Annotated in this window: 21 protein-coding genes and 1 pseudogene; 5 read left to right on the top strand and 17 right to left on the bottom strand. The window is 67.0% G+C overall.

The window, feature by feature from the left end; genetic code table 11:
- Nucleotides 1–355 precede the first annotated feature (355 nt).
- From AC3B5T_RS22190 to AC3B5T_RS22175, 4 genes are all read right to left on the bottom strand, one after another.
- Nucleotides 356–1,744: an IS1380 family transposase gene (locus AC3B5T_RS22190; RefSeq protein WP_488357638.1), complete on the bottom strand. Its 1,389-nt coding sequence runs from the start codon at nt 1,742–1,744 to the stop codon at nt 356–358.
- A gap of 209 nt (nt 1,745–1,953) precedes the next feature.
- Nucleotides 1,954–2,760: an ethanolamine ammonia-lyase subunit EutC gene (gene eutC, locus AC3B5T_RS22185; protein WP_055477268.1), complete on the bottom strand. Its 807-nt coding sequence runs from the start codon at nt 2,758–2,760 to the stop codon at nt 1,954–1,956.
- Nucleotides 2,757–4,166 carry an ethanolamine ammonia-lyase subunit EutB gene (locus tag AC3B5T_RS22180; protein WP_055477269.1) on the bottom strand — a complete coding sequence of 470 codons (1,410 nt, stop codon included), beginning with the start codon at nt 4,164–4,166 and terminating at the stop codon, nt 2,757–2,759. Before AC3B5T_RS22180 ends, eutC begins: the two co-directional genes overlap by 4 nt.
- 128 nt (nt 4,167–4,294) lie before the next feature.
- A complete protein-coding gene (locus tag AC3B5T_RS22175) occupies nt 4,295–4,897 on the bottom strand; it encodes a TetR/AcrR family transcriptional regulator (protein ID WP_055477270.1) in 603 nt (200 codons plus the stop codon).
- 78 nt (nt 4,898–4,975) lie between these two features.
- On the opposite strand from AC3B5T_RS22175, the gene AC3B5T_RS22170 reads away from it, so the two are divergent.
- On the top strand, nt 4,976–5,863 hold the full coding sequence (locus AC3B5T_RS22170; RefSeq protein ID WP_055477271.1) for an alpha/beta fold hydrolase: 888 nt from the start codon (nt 4,976–4,978) through the stop codon (nt 5,861–5,863).
- Between the two features lie 17 nt (nt 5,864–5,880).
- Here the strand turns inward: AC3B5T_RS22170 and AC3B5T_RS22165 are convergent, their stop codons facing one another.
- Nucleotides 5,881–6,108 carry a dodecin gene (locus AC3B5T_RS22165; protein WP_010842351.1) on the bottom strand — a complete coding sequence of 76 codons (228 nt, stop codon included), beginning with the start codon at nt 6,106–6,108 and terminating at the stop codon, nt 5,881–5,883.
- Nucleotides 6,109–6,203: 95 nt separating this feature from the next.
- On the opposite strand from AC3B5T_RS22165, the gene AC3B5T_RS22160 reads away from it, so the two are divergent.
- On the top strand, nt 6,204–6,611 hold the full coding sequence (locus AC3B5T_RS22160) for a YchJ family protein (protein WP_014927231.1): 408 nt from the start codon (nt 6,204–6,206) through the stop codon (nt 6,609–6,611).
- Between the two features lie 7 nt (nt 6,612–6,618).
- Here the strand turns inward: AC3B5T_RS22160 and AC3B5T_RS22155 are convergent, their stop codons facing one another.
- The 5 genes from AC3B5T_RS22155 to AC3B5T_RS22135 form a co-directional block, all read right to left on the bottom strand.
- Nucleotides 6,619–7,551, bottom strand: coding sequence for an antibiotic biosynthesis monooxygenase (locus AC3B5T_RS22155; RefSeq protein WP_010842353.1), 933 nt, complete (start codon nt 7,549–7,551; stop codon nt 6,619–6,621).
- Nucleotides 7,552–7,608: 57 nt separating this feature from the next.
- Complete coding sequence (locus AC3B5T_RS22150; protein WP_055477272.1) at nt 7,609–9,006, bottom strand: amidohydrolase family protein; 1,398 nt, start codon at nt 9,004–9,006, stop codon at nt 7,609–7,611.
- A gap of 49 nt (nt 9,007–9,055) precedes the next feature.
- On the bottom strand, nt 9,056–10,051 hold the full coding sequence (locus tag AC3B5T_RS22145; RefSeq protein ID WP_055477273.1) for an antibiotic biosynthesis monooxygenase: 996 nt from the start codon (nt 10,049–10,051) through the stop codon (nt 9,056–9,058).
- Nucleotides 10,052–10,317: 266 nt separating this feature from the next.
- A complete protein-coding gene (locus AC3B5T_RS22140; RefSeq protein ID WP_014927228.1) occupies nt 10,318–10,950 on the bottom strand; it encodes a DUF2461 domain-containing protein in 633 nt (210 codons plus the stop codon).
- 5 nt (nt 10,951–10,955) lie between these two features.
- Nucleotides 10,956–11,615, bottom strand: coding sequence for a CHAP domain-containing protein (locus AC3B5T_RS22135; protein ID WP_442902739.1), 660 nt, complete (start codon nt 11,613–11,615; stop codon nt 10,956–10,958).
- Between the two features lie 109 nt (nt 11,616–11,724).
- Here AC3B5T_RS22135 and AC3B5T_RS22130 point away from each other — a divergent pair, with 109 nt between their 5' ends.
- Entirely contained in the window at nt 11,725–13,209 is a 1,485-nt protein-coding gene (locus AC3B5T_RS22130; RefSeq protein WP_010842358.1) for a phospholipase D-like domain-containing protein, read from the top strand.
- A 3-nt stretch (nt 13,210–13,212) separates the two neighbouring features.
- Here the strand turns inward: AC3B5T_RS22130 and AC3B5T_RS22125 are convergent, their stop codons facing one another.
- The 6 genes and pseudogenes from AC3B5T_RS22125 to AC3B5T_RS22100 form a co-directional block, all read right to left on the bottom strand.
- Complete coding sequence (locus AC3B5T_RS22125) at nt 13,213–13,815, bottom strand: TetR/AcrR family transcriptional regulator (protein WP_010842359.1); 603 nt, start codon at nt 13,813–13,815, stop codon at nt 13,213–13,215.
- On the bottom strand, nt 13,812–15,017 hold the full coding sequence (locus tag AC3B5T_RS22120; protein ID WP_055477275.1) for an NAD(P)/FAD-dependent oxidoreductase: 1,206 nt from the start codon (nt 15,015–15,017) through the stop codon (nt 13,812–13,814). The genes AC3B5T_RS22125 and AC3B5T_RS22120 overlap by 4 nt, the downstream gene beginning before the upstream one ends.
- Nucleotides 15,014–15,193 carry a rubredoxin gene (locus AC3B5T_RS22115; RefSeq protein ID WP_055477276.1) on the bottom strand — a complete coding sequence of 60 codons (180 nt, stop codon included), beginning with the start codon at nt 15,191–15,193 and terminating at the stop codon, nt 15,014–15,016. The genes AC3B5T_RS22120 and AC3B5T_RS22115 overlap by 4 nt, the downstream gene beginning before the upstream one ends.
- Nucleotides 15,194–15,252: 59 nt before the next feature.
- Nucleotides 15,253–15,402: pseudogene (locus AC3B5T_RS22110) on the bottom strand (rubredoxin); the annotation flags it as partial.
- Nucleotides 15,399–16,634 (bottom strand): alkane 1-monooxygenase, encoded by a 1,236-nt coding sequence (locus AC3B5T_RS22105; RefSeq protein ID WP_055477278.1) that lies wholly within the window; start codon nt 16,632–16,634, stop codon nt 15,399–15,401. The gene AC3B5T_RS22105 and the pseudogene AC3B5T_RS22110, both read right to left, overlap by 4 nt.
- Nucleotides 16,635–16,994: 360 nt before the next feature.
- Nucleotides 16,995–18,257, bottom strand: coding sequence for an HNH endonuclease (locus AC3B5T_RS22100; protein WP_488357930.1), 1,263 nt, complete (start codon nt 18,255–18,257; stop codon nt 16,995–16,997).
- A 110-nt stretch (nt 18,258–18,367) separates the two neighbouring features.
- Here AC3B5T_RS22100 and AC3B5T_RS22095 point away from each other — a divergent pair, with 110 nt between their 5' ends.
- The gene (locus AC3B5T_RS22095) at nt 18,368–19,606 is read left to right on the top strand and encodes an ISL3 family transposase (RefSeq protein ID WP_165629364.1); all 1,239 of its coding nucleotides are present in this window, start codon (nt 18,368–18,370) and stop codon (nt 19,604–19,606) included.
- Between the two features lie 819 nt (nt 19,607–20,425).
- Here AC3B5T_RS22095 and AC3B5T_RS22090 read toward each other — a convergent pair.
- Nucleotides 20,426–21,025 carry a DUF8020 domain-containing protein gene (locus AC3B5T_RS22090; protein WP_488357929.1) on the bottom strand — a complete coding sequence of 200 codons (600 nt, stop codon included), beginning with the start codon at nt 21,023–21,025 and terminating at the stop codon, nt 20,426–20,428.
- Nucleotides 21,026–21,394: 369 nt separating this feature from the next.
- Here AC3B5T_RS22090 and AC3B5T_RS22085 point away from each other — a divergent pair, with 369 nt between their 5' ends.
- Nucleotides 21,395–23,005, top strand: a complete 1,611-nt coding sequence (locus tag AC3B5T_RS22085) for an aldehyde dehydrogenase (NADP(+)) (RefSeq protein WP_488357928.1) — start codon at nt 21,395–21,397, stop codon at nt 23,003–23,005.
- The last annotated feature ends 16 nt before the right edge of the window (nt 23,006–23,021 follow it).

Raw genomic sequence — 23,021 nt, 5'->3', positions numbered from 1 at the left:
GCTCCCTGAGGTGCGAGGAGCGTTGGCGACAGCCCCTGCTCCCTGAGGTGCGAGGAGCGTTGGCGACAGCCCCTACTCCCTGAGGTGCGAGGAGCGTTGGCGGCAGCCTCCTGCTCCCTGAGGTGCGAGGAGCGTTAGCGACGAGCCACGAAGGGTCCTGGTGAGCAGCCGCTCGGGAACCCTTCGTGGCTCGCTTCGCTCGCACCTCAGCCTGGATCCGTGGATGGTTATCCGGGGGTGTGGTTGGTGATGGCTGAGTGTCTGATTGTGGTGTGGGCGTCGGGTATTCGCTGACCTTGTGTCAGCTTTTTCACTGGGGTTCCTGGTCGTGGTTGGGCAGTGTGGAGTTTGGGTGTCAGGTGGTGTTCACTGCGGTCCACAACGCGGTGAAGGCGTGTTGTGCTGGCCAGTGGCGGGGTAGGTGCAGGACGGGTGTTCGTGCTGGTCGGGCCAGTCGGGCGGGCACGGCGATGAGTGTTCGGCGCAGCGTCGCCCCGCGTGCGGCGCGCAGTGCCGGTGCCGCGCTGAGCGCGGCGAGGGCGCGCAGGAGGTTGTGGCTGATGGCGGCCAGGGCCAGCCAGGCTGCGTTGGCACCGAACACTCCGGAGGGCAGATGTGCCAGTGGTCCGTCGATGAGGTCGGCGAACACGGTTTCGATGATGGCGTGGCCGCGGTGGTTGATGTCGGCGGTGACGGTGTCGTCGGTGGTGTTGGTGAAAAATGCGTGGTACCGCCAGGCGGGCATCAGGGTGTCGGTGTTGGCGGGGTGGTGGGCTTTGACGCGGCGCACGATGAGTCGGGCGGTGATCGGGTGAGGCGACTGGGGTTTCACGGTGTAGGTGGTTTCGGCGACTTCGGCATCAGAGATCAGTTCGCCGGTGTCGGGGTCGGTGACCGCGCCGGGATAGTGCACCGGTGTCCAGGCATCGTCTTTGATGGCCGTGATCGCGCGGGCGATCGCGGTGTTGGTCCGCAGGACCAGCGAGAACGTGGCTCCCGCACGCTCGCAGGTCGCCATCACCTCGGCCGAGCCGTAGGCCGAATCCCCGCGCACCGTGATCTCGCCGGCGGCTCCGGCGCGGCGTGCGGTGGTGATGGTTTCGGCGATCATTTTTGCTGCCCCGGCACCGGAGGCGGCGCGCCCGGCGCGCAGCCACGCGTTGGCGATCACAGGTGGATGCCCGGGCGCGCAGACGGTGGCGATCAATGGCGACAGGCCCCGGCGCAGGAGTTCACGTCCGGCGATCTTGGCGTGGCCGTAGGAGCCGCCCTGTTTCTGATAGCCGTAGACCGGGCGCAGCAGCGAGTCGATATCGACAAACACTCGGGCGCCGTCGGTGGGTAACAACCCTGCCCGCGCGCACATCGCCGGTAAGGTCCGGGTCATCACGGCGTTGAGTTGTCGCACATGACCGGTGGTGAACTCGCGCAGGGTCTGTCCGATCGTGGCCGGGGCGTACACGCGGTCGAACAGGCGGGTGTGCCCACCGGCGCGGACGAGGTTGAGGTCGTCGATACTGTCGGCGCCGCAACAGAATCCGGCGATGACGGTCAACAGCTTCGCGTCCAGGTTGGCCCCGGCAGAGGCGACTTGGGTGGTGCCCAAATCGACTCGCTCAGCCAGCTGGGAGGCCAACCCCGTCGAGTGGGCCAGTCGCATCACCGGTACTAGCCCGGCATGCGACACCAGATTGTCGTCATCGAAGACAGCGGACTCGGTAGTGAACTTATGCGATACTTTCACTGAAAGTGCCTTTTGACTGGATTGTTTTGTTGTCTCAACACCACCAATCATCCCAGCTCAAAGGGCATTTTCTTGTCATCGACACCCCAAACTCATCCACGGATCCAGGCTCAGGGAGCGAAAGGTGGCTCGCTTCGCTCGCACCTCAGGGAGCGAAAGGTGGCTCGCTTCGCTCGCACATCAGGGAGCAGCTGGTACCGCAGCCACTCTCACGACTCGTGCGGGAGCACTTCTGCGTCGTCGATGGCGTCGGGTGTTCCGTTGTGCGACATGTCCTTCAGAGCGACGCCGGACCGTCCGAGTCGTCGGGCGCCGTCGATGAGCGCGGCGGTCGTGGCCGCGGCGGCGTCGTAGTGCAGTCCGTCGGGCGGGTGGATGTTGGAGATGCAGTTCCGATCGGAGTCGGCGCGTCCCGGTCGGGGCAGGTGCGTGAGGTAGATCCCCAGGCTGTCGGCGACCGAGAGTCCGGGTCGCTCACCGATGATCACGATGAGGGTGGTGACGCCGAGGGCCTCGCCGATGTGGTCGCCGAGTGCGACGCGAGCCTCGGTCGCGATGACCGGCGGGGCGATGGAGTACCGGCCGTCGAGCCGGCGGAGGAGGGCCGCGAGGAGACCGTGGCCGTGATCGGCGAGCGCCCGGGGTGACAGTCCATCGGCCAGCACGATGCCGATCTCGGCGTCGACCCGTGGGACCTGCGACAGATCCTCGGGCAGCCGACCCAGGTCGGGTCGGCGGAGGTATTCGCTGCGTGTCGCCGCGCGGCTGGTGACCGTGACCGGGGGATCGAGGTCGAGTTCGCCGATCGAGCGCGTGAACCCCTCGACGTCGAGCGGCTCGTGAACCGCGTCGCGGGCGGCGGCATGAGCGGCCTGGAATTCGAGGACACGCCGCGACGGGAGCGAATTGCCGGCGCGTCCGAGGCCGATCCGCGCCTGCGTGCTCCGGCGAAGTTCGGTCCAGGGGTCGGGTTGCGGAGCCTGATCGTCCGCGGGTGCGGGCCGGGCCGGCGTCATCGTCCGGCCGTCAGCGGCAGGAGGGGAGACTCGGCCGGATCCACCGGCAGGATGCGTCCGGCGCCGTCGGTCATGCCGAGTCGCGCGAGCCAGGACTCGAACTCGGGGGCCGGCCGCAATCCGAGTGCGGCACGGACGTAGAGCGCGTCGTGGAACGACAGACTCTGATAGCCGAGCATGACGTCGTCTGCTCCGGGAACGGCGATGACGAATGCGGCACCGGCGACGCCGAGCAGCGTGAGCAGGGTGTCCATGTCGTCCTGGTCGGCCTCGGCGTGATTGGTGTAGCAGACGTCGACACCCATCGGCAGCCCGAGTAGCTTGCCGCAGAAGTGATCTTCGAGGCCGGCGCGGATGATCTGCTTGCCGTCGTAGAGGTACTCGGGACCGATGAATCCGACGACGGTGTTGATCAGCAACGGGTTCAGCACTCGTGCCACCGCGTAGGCGCGGGTCTCCAGGGTCTGCTGGTCGACCGGTTTGCCGCCGGTCCCGAGGTGTGCGCCGGCCGAGAGTGCCGATCCCTGACCGGTTTCCAGATACATCACGTTGTTGCCGACGGTCCCGCGGCGCAGTGACCGTCCCGCCTCGTCGGCGTCGCGCAGGATGTCCAGCGTCACGCCGAACCCCTTGTTGGCACCTTCGGTGCCCGCGATCGACTGGAACACGAGGTCGACGGGCACCCCCTGTTCGATGAGGTCGACGGTGGTCGTGACATGGGACAGAACGCAGGACTGCATCGGGATCTCGAAGCGCTGCCGGATGTCGTCGAGCATGTGCAGGAGTTCGGCCGTCGCGCGCGGTGAGTCCGACGCCGGGTTGATCCCGATGACCGCGTCGCCACACCCCATGAGCAGGCCGTCGAGGGTGGCCGCGGCGATGCCCCGCGGGTCGTCGGTGGGGTGGTTGGGCTGCAGCCGCGTCGCGATCCGGCCGGGCAGGCCGATGGTGGTGCGAAACGCCGAGGTGACCCTCGCCGCCGCGGCGACCAGGATCAGGTCCTGGTTCCGCATGATCTTCGACGCGGCCGCCACCATCTCCGGCGTGAGGCCGGGGCCGACGCGGGCGAGACGTTCACCGGCGTCGGACCGGGTCGTGATCTCCAGCAGCCAGTCCCGGAAACCGCCGACGGTCAGATGGGCGATCTCGGCGAACGCGGTCCGGTCGTGGGTGTCGACGATGAGCCGGGTCACCTCGTCGGATTCGTAGGGCACCAGCGCCTCGTCGAGAAATCTGCTGAGCGGAACGTCGGCGAGTTGCCATGCGGCAGCTGCCCGTTCGGCATCGGAGTCCGCAGCGCAACCGGCGAGCTCATCGCCGGACCGGCGTGGGGTCGCCTTGGCCATGAGCTCGACGAGGCCGTCGAACTCATGGGTCGTGCCGGCGATCGTCTGGGTGTATCTCATCGGATGCCCCGGGCGGAAGGGGAGTGGTCGCGCGTCATGGTCCCCCGAAGTCTAGGTTCGGTTCCGCGAAGCCGCATGCCGAATGCGGGACCGTCCCGGGCGTCGCACGGGCCGGATGACGCGGCGGGTCAGGCGGGAGCTCCGCTGTTCTCCGGGTCGGCCGTCAGCGCTCGCGCGTAGCCGCCCATCGCGTGTCCGGCAGCGAGGATCGGAGCCGTCGACCGCTGCGTCCGAGCGAGGATGAAAGCGCCCTCGAGGGAGGCGATGACGGCGAGGATCAGCGTTCGCGCCTCCGGCTCGGGCAACCCGTGTGTTCGGTACAGCGCGGTGCCCTGGTCCACCCAGGCGTCCATCACCTCTGCGGCCACCGCCCGGAGCGCCGGCTCCGTGTCGGCGACTTCACCGGCGACGGTCGCGACGGGACACATGTTGAGCCATCCGCTCTCGGCGATGGTGTCGGCTGCGGCGACGAAGGCCGCCTCGATGCCGTCGGCGATGTCGTCATACGGGGCGAGCAGCATCCCGACTAGCTCGCCGTACGCTGCGCCGGACTGACGCAGCGCGGCGGCCGCGACGTCCCGCTTGCCGCCGCTGAAGTGGTGATAGATGGACCCGATCGGGGCGCCGGCCGCGTCGACGACCTGTTTGATCCCGGTCGCGGCATAACCCTGCCTGCGGAGTAGCTCGGTCATCGCGACCACGATGCGTTCGTCCGTCTTCACCCTGGCCATTCTAGAGCATCTGTTCTAGAGTGATCGTTCTAGAAGCTCCAGACCACGTGCTCGGGTATCCGATCCAAGGAGATCGACATGGAACACCACGACCAGGCGAGAGTGGATCGGTCGACGACGATGCGGCGGGTCGACACGCCGGCCGGAGTCATCGAGTACGCGGACGACGGCGTCGGCGCGCCGGTCGTGTTGCTCCACGGCCTGTTGATGGACCACGAAGTGTGGGATGCGGTGGTCCCGTTGTTGCCCAGCGGGTTTCGGTACATCCGGCCGGTCCTGCCGCTGGGGTCGCATCGGATTCCCCTCGCCGCCGATGCCGACCTGACGCTGGACGGCATGGTTCGGCTCGTCGCCGATGTACTCGACGCGCTCGACCTCGACGAGGTGACTCTCGTGCATTCGGACTGGGGTGGCGCACTATTCCTGACCGCACTCGGCCTCGACCGGCGGATCGGGCGGATGATCGTTCTCCCGTGCGAGGCGTTCGACAACTTCCCACCGGGTCTGCCGGGGAAGATGGCGACGCTCGCGGTGCGCCTGCCCGGCGGGATCACCCTTGCCGCACGCCAGTTGCGCATCGGATGGTTGCGGCGGCTGCCCATGCTCTGGGGCTGGATGGTGAACGGCCCGGTCGACCCGGCCCAGATGCGGCGCTGGACGGATCCGGTGCTCACCGATCCCCGGATACGCCGGGATGTCACGAAGTATGCGACCACCGATTTCGATGCCGCCGAACTCATCCGCCGCACCGAGGCGCTGTCCGGCTTCGAGGGCGAAGCTCTCGTGCTGTGGTCGCCCGACAACCGCGTGATGCCACCCGCCCACGGGCCGCGGCTCGCCGAACTCCTACCGCGCGGGCGTTACGTGCCGATGCCGGGCGCGGCGGTCCTGCCCATGCTCGACGACCCGCAGACCGTCGCCGCCGGGATCGGCGCGTTCCTCACCGACGCGAGACCCGCGTCGTGAGGAACGCGCCGTGACGATCACGGTGTCGCGTCGCCGGAGCCCTCGATCTTGAAACCGACCTTCAGCGTGACCTGGAAGTGTGCGATCTGACCGTCTTCGATGTGGCCGCGGGTCTCGGTCACCTCGAACCAGTCGAGGTGACTGACCGTCGCAGAGGCACGGGCGATCGCGTTACGGATGGCGTCGTCGGTGCCAGAGGCCGAGGACCCGACCACTTCGATGACTCGATACACGTTGTCCGACAAGGGAGTCGCTCCAATCATGAGAACCTACGGGCAGGGGGCGCGGTGGGTCCGCGGCGCGGACGACCGCTCCTCCTGTCTACCCCTAAGATCGAGAGGTGACCAGCAAACCGGCAAACCGAGACGTCCCCGCGAGGTGCCCGTGTCTGTCCGGTCTCGTGCTCGACGACTGCTGCGGACCCGTTCTCGCCGGTGAGCGTGCCGCACCGACAGCCGAGGCGTTGATGCGCTCGCGTTTCACCGCTTTCGCGCTCGGAGATCGGAATCACCTACTCGCCAGCTGGCACCCCGACACCCGTCCCGCCGCGCTCGAGCTGGACGAGTCGATGCGCTGGTACCGCCTCGACATCGAGTCGAGCGTCGGTGGATCACCGTTCGACACCGAGGGTGAGGTCACGTTCACCGCGTATCACCGACGCGGCGCGGAACGGGGATCCCTGCACGAGCGCAGTCGTTTCACGCGATCGGAGGGCCGCTGGGTCTACGTGGACGGGGTCGTCGGGTGAGTACGACTCAGGAGTCGGCGTAGTCCCAGAACTGCAGCCACGTCACGTTGGCGAACACCGTCAGACACAGCAGATAGATGAGCAGGACCGCTCCCGCCCCCGCGATGTTGCTCCGCCGGTTGTTCCCGTCGACCGGATCGAGCCATCGCCGGAACGGGCGTGACGCCCACGGCATCAGCCACCATTGCATGAGAGAGACGCTGACGACCTGACTCAGCCACAACGCCAGCCACGGCTGGGCGCCGAAGCGGTCCAGGGTGGGGCCGAGAAATCTCGAGAGTGTCATCACCGTGGGGTAAAGCACCAGCAGCACCATCATCGCCGACTTCCAGTTCGGCGTCTGCAGGATTCGGCCGCGGTCGGTGCGCACGGTGGTGCCGAATGCCGTCGTGCTCGCCATCGTCTCGAAGTCGTGGGTCAGACTCGAACGCAGCCCGGCGAGCGCTTCGCCGCGTCGGCTCGACGACACCCAGGCCGCCAGCTGACGGTCCGTGCGGAACCGCAACACCGACAGCGACGTCTCTCGCTGTTCGTCGATGAACAGCGCCGTGCCCTCGTAGCCGCCGAAGCCGCTTGCCGCGTCGGTCAACACGTGTTGCGCCGCGACGAAGTCGCCGACCGCGCCCGCGACGATGTCATGCCGGAAGGCGCCGACACCCGGCGGCGGCGACCGGCCGTCGACGAGCTCGAGTACGGGCGTCGCCGGTAACCAGCCGTGCGCGCGTCCGGCGTCCAGCGCCGCGCGGTGGTGCGGACCGTCGAGCCACCGGTCCAGGGCGTCCTCGTCGACGAACGTGGTCGCGACCGCCGGATCGAAGTGCCCGTCGGTCACCGCCGAGATCGCGGTTCCCAGGCAGCCTCCGGAGTCGGTGGCCGAGGCGGCCAGCGTCGCGGCCCACTGTGCGAAGTCATCGGCTGGGCCGGCGTGGAACACCGACACCGCGATGATCGCGGTGCCGGCGGCGTCGTGGTTGGTGACGATCGTCGTGTCCGCCGGTCAGACGGTGACCCGACGCCCCTGGACCCAGACCTCGGCGATGGACGACTCGCGAAGGCCCATCAGCAGGCCGAACAGGGTCTGGTCGCGGGCGAGATCGGGATCGTCGGAGCGGACGGCGTTGTCCAGTGTGGACTTCAGGGCCTCAACGGGTTCGATGACGAGGAAGTCGGCTTCCTTCCCCTGATCGAAGTTTCCGAAGCGGTTCTCCATGTCGAGGGCGCGGGCCCCGCCGACGGTCCCGATGAACAGCATCTCGGCCGGGTGCATCGAGACCCCCGCATCTCCGGGTTCGGTGATGTGCTGTTTGAAGGCGTCACCGAGGACGCGCGGGATCAGCCATTCATCGCCGCCGCCGAAATCGGTTCCGGCGGAGATGTTCACGCCCGCCGCCACGGTGCGCTTCCACGGCATCGTGCCCGACCCGAGGAACAACTGGGACACCGGACAGTGCGAGATCGAGGTGCCGGTCTCGGCCATCCGCGCCAGTTCCGCATCCTGGCAGTGGACGCAGTGCGCGAGGATGGTGCGCGGACCGAGCAGGCTCTTGCCGCCGACCTCGGATCCGGGCAGGAACTTGCCGTCGTAGGTGTCGAGGTAGGAGTCGACCTGGTAGACCTCCTTGGTGGTGTCGACCTCGCCGGTGCCGGGGCGGTTGTTCTCGTTGAGGTGGCTGTGGACGTAGACGCCCCGGTCGCGGTACTCGTCGTACAGATCGCCGAGATTCTTCAGCGTCTCGGTGGTCACCGACAGCGAGAACCGCGGCACGATCGCGACGTGGAGCAGCGCGGTCCGGTAGTCGCCGGTGTCGGCCGCGTGCCACTTGTCGATCTCGGCCCGGGTGAGGCGGATGGCCTCTTCCTCCGAGGTCAACAGCGGCTTGGCGGTGTCACCACCGACGGTTTGGATACCGCGCCCGGCGACGATCCGCAGGCCTGCCTTGCGGGTCTCGGAGAACAGGGAATCCTGGGCGTGGGGGAAGGCGGAACCGAACACCATCATCGCCGTCGTACCCGCGGCGACCCGTCGTCTGGTGAACTCGACCGCCGCGGCCTGGGCGAACTCGGGGTCGGCGAATTTCGACTCGGACGGGAAGATGCAGAGGTTGAGCCACTCGAGTAGCTGTCCGCCGCCATAGGAGTCGCCGGCGTAGGTCTGCGGGAAGTGGATGTGGGTGTCGACGAAACCCGGTATGAGGTATCCGCTCGGATGGTCGTGCGACTCGGCCGACGCGAATTCGTCCGGGAGGTCGGCCTTCTCACCGGCGAACTTGATCGTGCCGTCGTCGCCGACGACCAGTGCTCCGTCGGGTATCGACACCAACGCGTCGACCGCCTCGGTGATGGCGGGACTGCCGGCCAGATGGAAGATGTGTCCGTAGTGGACGGTCTCGGTCATCGGTGCTCCTCGGTTGGTGTGCGTGCGGTCGGTGCTGTCTCGGCGAGACTCACGGCAGTGTCCAGACCTGGACCGTGATCAGGTAGAAGATCGCGACCCAGGCCGCGTTCAGCGCGAGGATGAACAACGCGCCCCGGATGTTCGTCCGAGGTTGGGGCGCTCCCGGTCGTGGATGCAGCCACCACCCCAGCACCCGATTCACGTAGAAGGGCATCGTGAGATAACTCATCGCGAAGCTGGACAACAGGTTTCCGACCAGCATGCCCAGCCAGAGCGGCATCCCCAGCGGTGCGGTCATCAGGGTGAGGAACACCACCGTGGGGTAGAGGCCGACCCAGACCGCCACGGAGGTCTTGACATTCGACGGCGGTGGCGCGTCGTCGTCGCCGTGGGAGAACCAGTTGCCGAAGGAGTGGTCGATCCGGCGCAGCGTGAACTCACCGAAGTCGTCGGCCTCGGCCAGGAGTCGGGCTCGCTCGCCGGACGTCAGCCAGGCGTCGAGGTGCTCGGCGGTGTCGAAGCGGTAGGAGATCGTCCACTCCTCTTGGACGCCGGCGATCGGCCGGAACAGCTCGGTACCGCGGAACCCCGGAAAGCGGTTCTCGGCGGCGTCGACCTGCCGTTGCCATGCCAGGAAGTCGTCGACCTTGGCGTCGGCGACCCGGTGCGAGACCACGACGGTGACCAGGGTCTCCGGCTCTGCGGTACCCGGCGCCAGCACGCGGGCGGTGGCCGGACCGTCGAAGAGGGGTTTGCCCTCGTCGACGAGGTCGAGCCGGACGGCGCTGTTGAGCCAGTCCTGCAGGTGACTGACCGAGTCGAACCCGTAGATGGCCGTCCAGTCCGGGTGGCTGGGATCGGGGGCCCGAAGCTTCGACCCGACGTATCCGGGGAAGCGGGTGGCCGCGGTCTCGATCTTCCCGTACCACTCGCGGTAGCGGCTTTCCATACCAGCGTGGACGCGTTGCCCGATGACGAGGGTTGCGGCACCTTCGGCAGCTCCGGACTTCCGCCCCGTCTCGGGACGGGAGATCTCGTTGGTCATGGGTCCTCCGGTGCGAAGTGTCCCGGATCTGCACCACACGTGGGGGGTTGCGCCGGCAGGCATCGGGAAAGAAGATGCGGGACAGGAACTCTCGACGACCACGCGATCCGGGTGGGTCCGCGTTTCCCGCCGACGCGTCGTCGGGATGCTCGGGTGTGATCTCGGACGCGGTCGGCGCCAGTATCACCCCGCGCCGTCCCTGAGCGCGCGCCGAATCGGAGAACTCGTCGTGAATTGGTCCGGGCGGACCGGTGCGATCTCGGGGGTCAGCTGCCGGTCCGCACCGCGATCCATTCGACCAGGGGCACCGTCGCGCGCCAGTCCCGGCGTATGCGATCGACGAGTGCCGCCGAATGGATGATCTCGTCGAATCCGTAGTCCCGGCCCACCGACAGCGATCGGTGGCGGAGCAGTTCGATGCGCGGGTGGTCGACGTCGTATCCGCGGGGCGCGGTCTTGAGCCGGTCCCCGGCGATCTCCCAGCCGTCGGTGGTGAGCCGCCGCAGGAGGCGTTCGAGCTCGGGCCCGCTCCGGTCGTGGTCGATGGACTTGCGCAACTCGGCGAGCCGGGCCGGAGTGGCCTCGTAGAAGCCGGCGCCCACGCGGACACCCGGCGCCCCGATCTGGACGTAGTAACCGGTGGCCGGAGCCACCGCGACGAACGCGCCCTGATGGGTCTTGTACGGCGCTTTGTCCTTCGAGAATCGGACATCGCGATGTGGCCGGAAGATCTTGGCCGGGCCGAACTCGTCGGCCAGCGCGTCGGTCAGTGCCCTCATGGGCTCGGCGACCGCGGAACGGTAGACGTCCTTGTGGTCTTCCCAGAACACCTTGGAGTTGTCGATCTCCAGATCGTCGTAGAAGTCGAGTGCGGCTTCCGGGAACCCGGTGAAGTCCATCGCCGTCACCCGGGAACACCGCGACCGAATCCGACGACACCGCCGTCGGATCGCCAGTCCAGCGAGTGGATCCGGATGCGGCCCATCTCGTTGCCGCCCACGGTGACGGCGGTCTCACCGTCGACTGCCACGACGATGTTGGTGTGCTGTCCGAAGCCCGACGACCGGTCGTAGAGCACGACATCACCCACCCGGGGGGCGCGGTCGCCGACGGCTTCGAAGCGGCCGGCGGCCTCGTAGTACTCCTGCAGCGTGTACACGCCGGGGATGCGCCAGTGACCCGAGTGGGGATTGACCAGCGGACTGCCCGCCGCCCGCATGATCCAGCTCACGAAGTTCGCACACCACGGCTCGTCGGCGCCCTCGGAGAAGAACGTTCCCGGTCGCTGGGCGGCGTGTTCGCGCCGCACCGCTTCGACGATCCGCAGCTGACCCGGCGTGAGTTCCGACGCGTCGACCTGCGGAAATTCGGCGGTGTCCCACGGCAACCAGCGTTCGGGCACGGCCTGCCACGCGACCAGGCCGACGCCGGCGACGACGACTGCGACCAGCGCCGCGGCGATCGCGGTCCGCCGACCCCGCCGACGTACCGGGCGTGTGCGCGCAGCGGCACCCGCGGGTCGGTCGGCAGTCGGGTCGGCGCTCACCTCGACGAGTGTAGGCATCGTTCGCGCCGACCGGACCCGACCCGGCCTCGCCCGCAGGGGCCGCACGCGGTCTTGGCACAATGGGACGCCGGTCGGGGGGCGCAAGGCGATCCAAGGAGAGAACGCGGTGGACGAGTCAGCTCACGAGCCGATCCTGCGTGCGGGGGACACGTGCCGGGAGATCGCGACCGCGGATCGCGTCGCGTGCATCGTCGACGCCGCGGACTATTTCCTGCATGCGAAGTCGGCTCTCATGCAGGCGCGGCGGCGCATCGTCCTCATCGGCTGGGACGTGGACACACGCATCAGGCTCGACCCCCGTACCGCCGACGACGAGGTCCCGGACGTGCTCGGTGACTTCCTGCGGTGGCTCATCGACAACCGCCCGGAACTGGAGATCCACGTCCTGCGCTGGAGTACCGGCGCGTTCACCGGAATCCTGCGCGGAGTCGCGCCGCCCTTCGTCCAGGACCTGCTCACCGGTCGCCGGCTGCACTACCGGATCGACGCCGCGCACCCCGTCTCCGCCGCCCATCACCAGAAGATCGCGGTGATCGACGACCAGTTCGCCTTCTGCGGCGGCATCGACATGACCGTCAACCGCTGGGACACGTCGGAACACCTGTCACACAACGAGTTCCGTCGAGACCCCGACGGCCGACCGCACGGTCCGTGGCACGATGTCACCGTCGCCCTCGACGGTGACGCCGCACGAGTGGTCGCCTCCGTCGCGCTCGACCGCTGGGAAGCCGCCACGGGCGAATGCCTCAAGCCCCTCGTCGACACCGACGGCCCCGACATCTGGCCGACGGATCTCGACGTCACGTTCACCGACTGCGACGTCGCGGTGGCGCGGACGATCCCGCAGTACGACAACCGGCCCCAGGTCGAGGAGATCCGGCTCTTGTACCGCGCTGCTTTCGCCGCGGCACGCCGCACCATCTACATCGAGAGCCAGTACCTGGCGGCCCGGGAGGTCGCGGATGCGCTGGCGGAACGTCTGGCCGAGCCCGAGGGGCCCGAGATCGTCCTGGTGCTGCCCCGGAACGCGGACAGCCCGGTGGAACGACTCGCCATGGACGGCGCGCGGCACAAGCTCCTGCAACTCCTGTGGCGCGCCGACAAATACGACCGGTTCCGCGCGTACTACCCGGTGACCGCCGACGGTGACCCGATCTACGTGCACGCCAAGGTGCTGATCGTCGACGACGTCCTCCTGCGCATCGGATCGTCGAACCTCAACAACCGGTCGCTGGGATTCGACAGTGAGTGCGACGTCGCCATCGAGGCCGATCCGCACGATCCGGCGGACGGGAACCTGCGGGAGACCATTCTGTCCATGCGTACGCGCTTGTTGTCCGAACATCTGGGCGTCGACGGCCAGGTGTTCGACGATGCTGTGGCACAGGAAGATTCACTCGTGCGCGCAGTCGATCGCCTGACCGGGCCGGGGCGGACACTCGAGGCGTTCGATCGCGAGACGATCGACGGCGAGCAGTCCCTCATCGCGGAGAACGAACTCGTCGACCCCGAGGACGCGAGAGTCGGCACGATCGACCGGCTCTATCGCGCGGTCATCCGGCGCGGCACTCGGAACCTGTTGCGCCGCTGATCGTCACACGCGTGCGCGGGCGACTTCGACGGCCGGGGCGATGATCGCGGCGAGGTCGGACGCCACATCCCGATCGCCTTCGGGAGGCATCGCGATGTAGCTGAGCGCCATCCGGGTGATCGCACGCGAGATCCGCACCACGTCGGAGTCGTGCATCGACAGCCAGGTGGACTCGCGGAAGGCGTCGGCCAACCGGTCGGCCGCCGTGGTGATGATCGGCGCGGCGTCGGTGGTGATCAGCTTCATGAGGTCGGGTTTGGCCTCGCCGGACAGCAGCGAGGCGATCAGCGGATCGGTGGCGACCCCGGCGAAGAACTCACCGAAACCCTTGTGCAGGGCTTCGGTGACGTCGCCGACGGAACCGGCAAGCGAATCCGCCACATGGCCCGCGAATCGGCCTGCCAACCGGACCGCGTAACCCTGCGCGAGTCCGTAGCGGGACCCGAACTCGTTGTAGACGGTCTGGCGGCTGACCCCGGTGGTGGCCGCGACATCGGACATGCGCACCTCCGCCCAGTCCCGTTCCAGCAGCAGGTCGTGCAGTCCATCGAGCAGCGAGTTGCGCAGCAGGGCCTTGCTGTCCTGTGCGTAGTTGCGGGTGGTCATCCGCCGACGCCGGCCGGCTGGAGGGAGGACTCGATCTCGGCGCGCAGGGACCGCCCGGAACCCCCCCTTCCGATGCAGACCGCGCCGACGAGTCGACCGGCGGAGAACGAGCGGACGATCGAACTCGAATCGTCGAGCTCGACGTCGACACGATCTCCCGCGTTCGGCCACCCGACGAGCTGGATGTTGGTGGAATACTGCATCGTCCAGGCCAGTGGCACACGCGGCACGGGTGCGGCGGTGTCGGCGTTCAGCCCGAGGTCGGCGGCGATCGTCATGGCGACCAGTCTGCCGTGCTCGGTCGCGGTGAGCCACTGCTCCGCACGCATCGGCGCCCCGGTCAAAGGATGCGGACGCGCGGCGACGTCACCCGCGGCATAGACGCCGGGCACACCCGTTCGCAGCGAATCGTCGACGACGATGCCGGCCGGATCGACGGGAAGTCCAGCGCTGCGGGCCAAACCGAGCTCGGGTTCCATCCCGATCGCACTGATCACCGTCCCCGTCAACGTGCGCCCGTCAGACAGCGTCACCGAGTGTGGGCCGGTGGCGACGGGCACCGCGCCGGTGAGAATCCGCACACCACGTTCGCGATGCAGCGTTGCCACCGCCTCGGCCACCGTCGGCGGGACGACACGGGACAGGAGCGATGAACCGCGCTCGACCACGGTGACGCGCGATCCCTCACCGGGTGTCGCGACCGCCGCGGCGATCTCCAGACCGATCAGTCCGCCGCCGATGATGATCACTGGTCCGTCCGCGATCGCCTCCCGAAGTCCCTCCGCATCGCGCCGGGTGCGTAACGAGGAGGAAGGCGACGACTGGCCGGGCAACCGCCGGGCCCGTCCGCCGGTGGCCAGGACCAGCGCGTCGTAGGCGACCTCGGTGACGTCGGCGAGGCGGACCCGTCGCGACGAGGGGTCGACGTCGACGACTCGGGTCGAGGTCACGATGTCGATGCCCCGCTCCGACCAGTACCCGGGTGGACGGAGCGTGATCTTGGTGTCCGACAGGTCGCCGGCGACGAGGTTCTTGCTCAGGGCAGTCCGACGGTAGGGGAGGTGTGGCTCCTCTCCGAACACGGTGATCGTCCCGTCGAAACCGTTGCTACGCAGTGTCTCCGCGGCGGTGATGCCGGCGACGCCGGTACCGACGATCACCACCGATTCGCTCCCGGGGCCGCCGGCACGGGCGACGCTCACGGGCGGGCCACCTCGATCATCTCGAAATCGGCCTTTGCCGCACCGCAGTCCGGGCAGCTCCAGTCGTCGGGGATGTCGACCCAGCGTGTGCCCGGCTCGATGCCGTCCTCCGGCCAGCCGAGCTCCTCGTCGTATTCGAAACCGCAGACCTCACAACGGAAGAGCTTGAAGTTCATCGGACTGACACTCCTTCGCCGGAACCGCTCGGCCCACTCGCTTCGTCCTCGGCGCCGAGAAAGTCGACCTTCTCTCGCACACCGCAGTCAGGACACGCCCAGTCGTCCGGGACGTCGGACCATGCGGTGCCGGACGGGAACCCCTCACGGGGTGCGCCTGCGGTCTCGTCGTAGACGTAATCGCACACCGGGCAGCGGAATGTGCTCATCGCGGCGACACCCCGTGCTCGGCGAGGACGCGCTCCCGGCGATGCGGTGCGATGTTGATGCGTTCGACGTCTCCGTCGTAATGGTCGAGCACCCGCTTGTCCATCACCCGCCGCCAGATCGGCGGGAAGTAGGCGAGCGTGATCATGCTCGCGTATCCGCTCGGCAGATTCGGGGAGTCATCGAAGCTGCGGAGGGTCTGGTACCGCCGGGTGGGATTCGCGTGGTGATCGCTGTGCCGCTGGAGGTGGTACAGGAAGATGTTCGTGCAGATGTGGTCGGAGTTCCAGCTGTGCTCGGGTGTGCATCGTTCGTAGCGTCCGGTCGTCGTCTTCTGGCGGAGCAGACCGTAGTGCTCGAGATAGTTGACGGTCTCCAGCAGCGAGAACCCGTAGACGGCCTGGATCACGAGGAACGGCAGGATCTGCCAGCCGAAAGTCGCCATGAGCGCACCCCAGAGCACTATCGACATCGCCCACGCGTTGAGGACGTCGTTGCTCGGGTGCCAGAAGGGCTTGCCCGCTCGCTCGAGCCGCTTGCGCTCGAGTCCGACGGAGGACTTCAGGCTTCCCCAGACGCTGCGGGGAAGGAAGCGCCAGAACGATTCTCCGAAACGTGAGCTGGCCGGGTCCTCGGGCGTTGCGACCCGTACGTGGTGCCCGCGGTTGTGTTCGATGAAGAAGTGCCCGTAAAAGGTCTGGGCGAGAGTGATCTTCGACAGCCAGCGTTCGAGGTCGTCCTTCTTGTGGCCCAGTTCGTGAGCGGTGTTGATCCCGATCCCGCCCATCGCGCCGACCGACAGGGCCAGCCCGATCTTCGAGGCGAGACCGAGCCCGCCGTCGATACCGAGCCAGCTGAGGTCGTCGGCCGTCCACAGATAGCAGGCCATCACGAGGCTCGCGATCTGGAACGGGATGTAGACGTAGGTGCAGTAGCGGTAGTACTTGTCGTTCTCCAGCTGCTCCATCAGCTCGTCGGGCGGATTCGATCCGTCGGGCCCGAAGAAGACATCGAGGATGGGCAGCAGGACATAGACCAGCATCGGCCCGATCCACCACCAGACGGGCGAGAGGACCTCGAAGCCGTGGCCGACGGCATTGAAGCCGGCGACGAGCACCATCGCCAGGAAGATCGACGTCGGTGGTATCAGGCCGAGCAGCCACAGATGGCGCTTGCGGTCCTTCCACTCGAGGTGGGAGTCGTCCGCGGTGGATGGGGTCGATGCGGTACTCATGGGCGCTCCTGTAGGGACGGGGCTGTGACGTACAGCACTGGACATTAACCAAGACAATGTCCGTTGTCTAGACATAGTTGGTGATTTGTAAAGCGTGATTGCGAAGGCGGAGTCCGCCGAGGGCCTCGCTCATCCACGGCCGGTCGTTGTACAGGGGGTCGACCTCGCTCGCGATTGTGGGTGTTCGCGCTCGTTCGGTGTGTACTCAGATCCCCGGGACCCTCGTTCCCGCTCAGCGGTGCCGAGCGGGAATGAGGCCCGAGCGCCTCTCACTATGGAGTTGTCAAAGGACGGTCGCGGTCCCGGACGTCAGCCGGGTGCGGAAGGTGCTACGCGAAATTGTCTGCTGGTTGGGTGTGGTCAGGCGGCGTTGTCGAGTCGCATGGTGCGCCGGTTGTAGGCGGGTAGCGGACGTCGTTGTGGGTCAATGTCGGCGGGCGGGATGAGCCAGGGGTGTCGGTCGTAGCCGAGGACGATGTCCCAGCCGTGGTGGTGGACTTGTGTGTGGCAGCGTTGGCAGAGTAGACACCCGTTGTCGAGGTCGGTGGGTCCGCCATCAGCCCAGTGCTCGATGTGGTGGACTTGCGTATGCGATGGCGGTGCACCACATTTGATGCAGCAGCCATCTCTGACGATCACGGCTTTACGTAGGTGCGCCGGGAACAACCGCCGGGCGTGCCCCATCTGCAATGGAACTCCCTCACTGTCGAGAACGATCTCGGTCAACGACCCGTCGCACGACAGTCGTTTCGCGGTGGCCTGGCTGACGGATCCAGTCCACGGCAGGGTTGCCGGGTCGGCGCCGGCGGCGGGGATGGTCACCAACAGCTGCGTGCGGGGACTGCCGATGCTGTCGATGCTCGCACCCAATGCGGCTTGGTCGAGGATCAACTCGAAGGCGTCGGCGCGGCGTTGCTCGGCGGTGCGTCGGTCGTCTGCGCCGTCGGGTTCAGGTCGTGGGCAGGATCGTTCGTCAATCATCGCGAGGAACTTCTCGCCGACCGTCTGGGTCAGGTCGGCGCGGATGTCGATGCGGCCGTCGTCGATGGTGTGGACGTTGACGGTGTTCAACGACGAGTCGTCGGCGGCGGGGATACCGGTGACGGTGGCGTCGGCAAGGGTGTTGGCGATGGTGCGGGCGTGTTCAACCACTTGTGCCGGCGTCGCGCCCGAGAGTGCTTGACCGATGAGTTCGATCTCGTAGGCACTCTTGTCGTTGTCGGAAAGTCCTTCGGGACAGCGTTTGTCGATGTGCGACATCCCGCGGACGATGGCATCGACGACTTCGGATGACAGGCGTCCGTCGGCGGCGTGACGAGCCAGGGCGGGCAGCGTGGGTAGGCCGTCGACGCTTCGCATGATGCGTGAGGCGATGGCGGGTGCATGTCCCATCTCGATCAAGAGCTGCCGGGTGGTGCCACCTGCCTTGTGTGCGACTCCGCGTTCGTCGAGTTGTGCTGTGTGGGTAGTGATCTGGTGATCGACGGCGTTGCGGATCAACCGGAGCACGTTCAATGCGTCGAATGTTGCTGTGCCCGTGGGGTCGTCGGCGGGCGGTGCGGTCTCGATGAGCTGGTCGAGGAGGGTGGTGAGCTCTGGCATGACTCCAAGGTACAGGAACATTCGTGGCTCTTCTGACGTCGAAGTGGGTTCCTTTTCGCGAGCCTAACGCACGCAACGCCCAGTCTCGCTTAGGTTTTGATTTGCGAAGAACAAGACCAAAGGAGTGGGCGTTGCGCACTGTCAGAGTACTGCAGAAGTTGCTCGGAATCGAGCGTGCCCGTGTTGTGGGTGTCAGGTTCGATGAGGATGACCGCGGGCAGATGGTGGTCGTGTCGCTGGAACTGCACAAGAACGCACGATCACGGTGCCCGCAATGTAAGAAGCGCTGCCCTGGTTACGATCAACCTGCGGCGCCGCGACGGTGGCGACATCTCGACATGGGCGGTTGGCGGTGCTTCCTCGAGTTGCCCGCCAAGCGTGTGCAGTGTCCTCGCCATGATGTGAAGACTGAGTTGGTTCCGTGGGCACGTCCGGAAGCGAAGATGACCAGGGCGTTCGACGACACCGTCGCATGGCTGTGCGCGCACGCCCCGATGACCGCGGTCAGTGCCTATCTGCGGGTCTCCTGGCGGACGGTATCTCGTATCGTCGAGCGCGTGGTCGACGACCATGTCGGACTCACTAAACGCTTGAACGGGTTGCGGCGCATCGGTATCGATGAGATCGCCTATCGCAAGGGCCGCCGGTACCTGGTTGTCGTGGTCAATCATGACACAGGTCAGTTGGTATGGGCGGGTGAGGGCGCCAAAAAGGAGACGATCGAGCGGTTCTTTGATGAACTGGGTGATGTGCGCGCACGCAGGATCACCCATATCAGTGCTGATGGCGCCGAGTACATCGGTGCGGTCCTCGCCGAGCAGGCGCCGGGGGCGTACTGGTGTATGGACCCATTTCATGTGCTGCAGTGGGTCAATCAGGCGTTGGACCGGTGCCGGTCTCGGGTGATGAGTCGGATAGCCGGCTTGTCGAAGGTGGAACGTGGCCGGTTGAGGTGGGCGTTGTTGAAGAATCCTGACAGCCTCACCGAGAACCAGGAGCGGTTGCAGTCCATCGTGGTCAGCGATGCCAACAGTGTGCTGGCCCGTGCGTATCAGATGAAAGAAGAGATACGGCACATACTTTCAGGTGCCTACTTGTCATGTTGGGCGCCGTTGCGGCGGTGGTTGAAGAAGGCGGAGGCTTGTGACATACCAGAGATTCGCACCCTGGCGCCGAGTATCCGTAAACGTGAGGTCCAGATCTTTAACGCGGTCGAGTGTCAGATGAGCAATGCGCGAGTCGAAGCAACGAACTGCCATCTGCGGTCATTGACAAAGCGGTCGTACGGATTTCACACTCCCGACGCTTTGATCGCGATGGCGAACCTCACCAGGGGCGGCGCATGCCCAGAACTCCCACATCGAAACTGACCGAAAACCGCCCACTTTCAGATCAGGAGATCCACATTCGTTCGATTTCGAGGATTTTCCACAAGCCGGGGATCGCGAAATTTTCGACTGTGCAGTCGATTTCGTCGACTGTGCGTAAACCGTTGACAGTGGTGAACTACCGTCACACCCGTCTCGCAAACCGGCCCGAATGGGGGCGCATTTCAGGATGAGTCGGTTCGAGTTGGGGAACATGCGGAGTGCGTCCCGCCGGGCCTTCGCGCTCTCGCCTTGGGTTGCAGTCGCACGTCCCGTTGCTCCGTTTGAGCTGGCGGCATCTCACTTGAAGGACCTGAACGGCAGAGGATACTGCCCGCGCCGCATGGGCGCACGCTCGGCGAGCTCACTGGTTCCACAGCATGCCCGCGCGGAGTGGAGCAGCGGTCGGTGGCTGTAGGACCGGAGGCCGGCGCGTAGAGACGGGCGCTGGTCTCCATTGATTCGCAGCCACATTCACGCGCGTATGTGCTGATCTCGGTCGCCCTGTCGCGTCGCGAGGTAACCCGCTGATCCGCGACGCCCCGGCCGGGTCCACTGTCCGCGGACGACGTGCAGTGTCGACTTGTGAACGCATGACTCGGCCAGAGGTGTGGTCAAGTAGTGCGGGCGGGTGGGACGCGTGTCCGCTGTCCTGGGCAGGCGACCGGTGCGCGACCGCCCTCCATCACGACGGAGTCCAGCCACTCGCGGACCGCGCATCGTCGAAAATGAAGAATCCCCAACCCCGCTCAGCGGAGTTGGGGATTCGGTGTCAGGCCGCGGTCCGGTGGGATACTCGGGCAGCGGTGTCTTTGCTCGGTCTCAGGGCGTGTTGATCCAGTCCAGGATCGACTGGCCGGCGCGGGGATCGCCGTTGTTGATGCCGATGACCGCGCCGATGGCAGCGCCGACGCCGGCGCCCCAGACGCAGCCGACGATGATGATGCAGCCGATGACGAGTCCGGCGAGCGCGCCGATCGCGGTCGTGACGTTTCCGCCGCGGTTCCAGCCATTGGTGATGTGCCAGATCATCTTCTGGTAGGCGCGGTCCTTCTTCGCCGACGCCGGGCGGACGCCGGCCGCGATCGCGGCGCGCGCCTCAGGGGAGAGGATCGGCGTGAACGTCGCCTGGGTGCGATCGGCGGAGACCTGCGCGCGCATCGGAACCGCGGCGCCGTCGAAAGGCAGCACGAGTCCGATCCGTTCGATGGTCCGTCCGCGGGAGTCGACGACCTGGAGCTCCTGCTCGCCCGCGACGAACGTCGCGTTGCGCAGCTGGGAGACGATGGAGGTCCCGTCGGCGGACGCGCTCGAGTGGTGGGACGGCAGCGCGGGCGCGGGTGCGCCGTTGGCGGTGCCGAAGGAGATGGTGAGTGCCGAGATGGCCAGGGCCATGACGGCGATCAGGCGATTGCGCTTCATCGGTTCTGGATTCCGCTTTCGTCGAGTGGATGGTGTGCGCGATCCGACGGACGGCACATCAGGTGTGGCTCGGCGAATGTGCGTTATGTCGGGTTCGGCGCAGTGATTGTCCCATCAGAGGTTGTCTTCCGTCCGACCGGAGGCTCGGCGTGGGCCGTCCGGATGACGCATCGGACATCGGTCGGCCGCTCCCGGCGCGAGCGAATCACCTGGAATGATTCATCATCCGCATTGATGGCGTCACTAATTGACTTGGACATGAATGGATGACCGACTCTACGGTCGGGACATGGCCGAACTCGGCGCGAGGCCGTCGCCGACGGCGACCGCCACTCCGGCAGACGCAGACTCACAAGGAATGGGACCACGATGACCATTGCGCACCGACCCGCACCGCTGACGACGCAGGACCTCACCGGCCAGCTGATCATCGCGGGTGAGCGGGTGACCGGCTCCGGGAATGCCGTCCACGGCATCGACCCCACCACCGGTGGGCGACTGCTGCCCGCATACGCACACGGCACCGAGGCCGATGTCGTCCGTGCGACCGCGGCCGCGGCGGACGCCTTCGCGCCCTACCGGGCGACCTCGTCGGAGGACCGGGCGCACTTCCTCTCCACGATCGCCGACAACCTCGACGCCGCGACCGAGGTCCTCGTCGAGCGCGCGGTCGCCGAGACCGGGCTCCCGGCGGCGCGCATCACCGGCGAGGTCGGTCGTACCTCGGGCCAGCTCCGCCTGTTCGCCTCGGTGCTGCGGGAGGGCAGCTGGCACGGCGCCCGGATCGACCCCGCACGCCCGGACCGCACGCCACAGCCGCGCGCCGACATCCGGCAGCGCAAGATCCCGCTCGGGCCGGTGGCCGTCTTCGGCGCCAGCAACTTCCCGCTCGCGTTCTCGGTCGCCGGCGGCGACACCGCATCGGCGCTCGCGGCCGGGTGTCCGGTCGTGGTCAAGGCGCACGACGCCCACCCCGGCACATCGGAACTCGTCGGCCGTCTGATCACCGACGCGGTCGCCGTCACCGGGATGCCTGCGGGTACGTTCTCGCTGCTGTACGGCGCCGGACCCGAGCTCGGCATCGCACTTGTCACCGACCCGCACATCAAGGCGGTGGGATTCACCGGATCACGTTCGGGTGGAACGGCTCTCGTCGCAGCCGCGGCATCTCGGCCCGAACCCATCCCGGTGTATGCGGAGATGAGTTCGATCAACCCCGTCTTCCCGCTCGATGGTGCGCTGCGCGCCGACGCGGCGGGCCTCGGCCGCGCGTTCGTCGGCTCACTGACGATGGGATCGGGACAGTTCTGCACCAATCCCGGCCTCGTCATCGCCGTCGACGGCCCCGACCTCGACACCTTCGTCGCTGCGGCCGCCGAAGCGATCTCCGCGTCCACCCCGACGCCGATGCTGACTCCGGGAATCGCTGCGAGCTACGCGTCGGGTGTGGACGAGTTCGTCTCCGCCGCGGACGTCATCGCTCGGTCGGAGGAGTCGAATGCGCCCAATACGTGTCGGGCCGCGCTCTTCGGCACCGATGCCGAGACCTTCCTCGCGTCGGCGACGTTGCAACAGGAGATCTTCGGGTCGTCGAGCCTCGTGGTGCGATGCCGAGATGCGCAGCAGGTACGAGAGGTGGCCGCAGAGCTCGAAGGTCAGCTCACCGCGACCGTCCATGCCGTGGACTCCGACCGGGAGGATGCCCGCATCCTGCTCGAGGCCCTGGAACTCAAGGCCGGCCGAATCCTCTTCAACGGGTGGCCGACCGGTGTCGAGGTCGGACACGCGATGGTCCACGGCGGACCGTATCCGTCCACCTCCGACAGCCGTACCACCAGCGTCGGGTCGCTCGCCATCGAGCGATTCCTGCGACCCGTGGCCTATCAAGACGTTCCGCCGGCACTGCTGCCGCGGCCGATCGCCGACGGCAACCCCGACAACATCTGGCGCCGCGTCGACGGCGAACTCATCCGCGACTGAACCACACCCCATCCAA

This window comes from Gordonia sp. G4, assembly GCF_057770005.1.
Note: the sequence above shows the minus strand (reverse complement) of the source record. Positions and strands in the feature narration are given on the sequence as shown.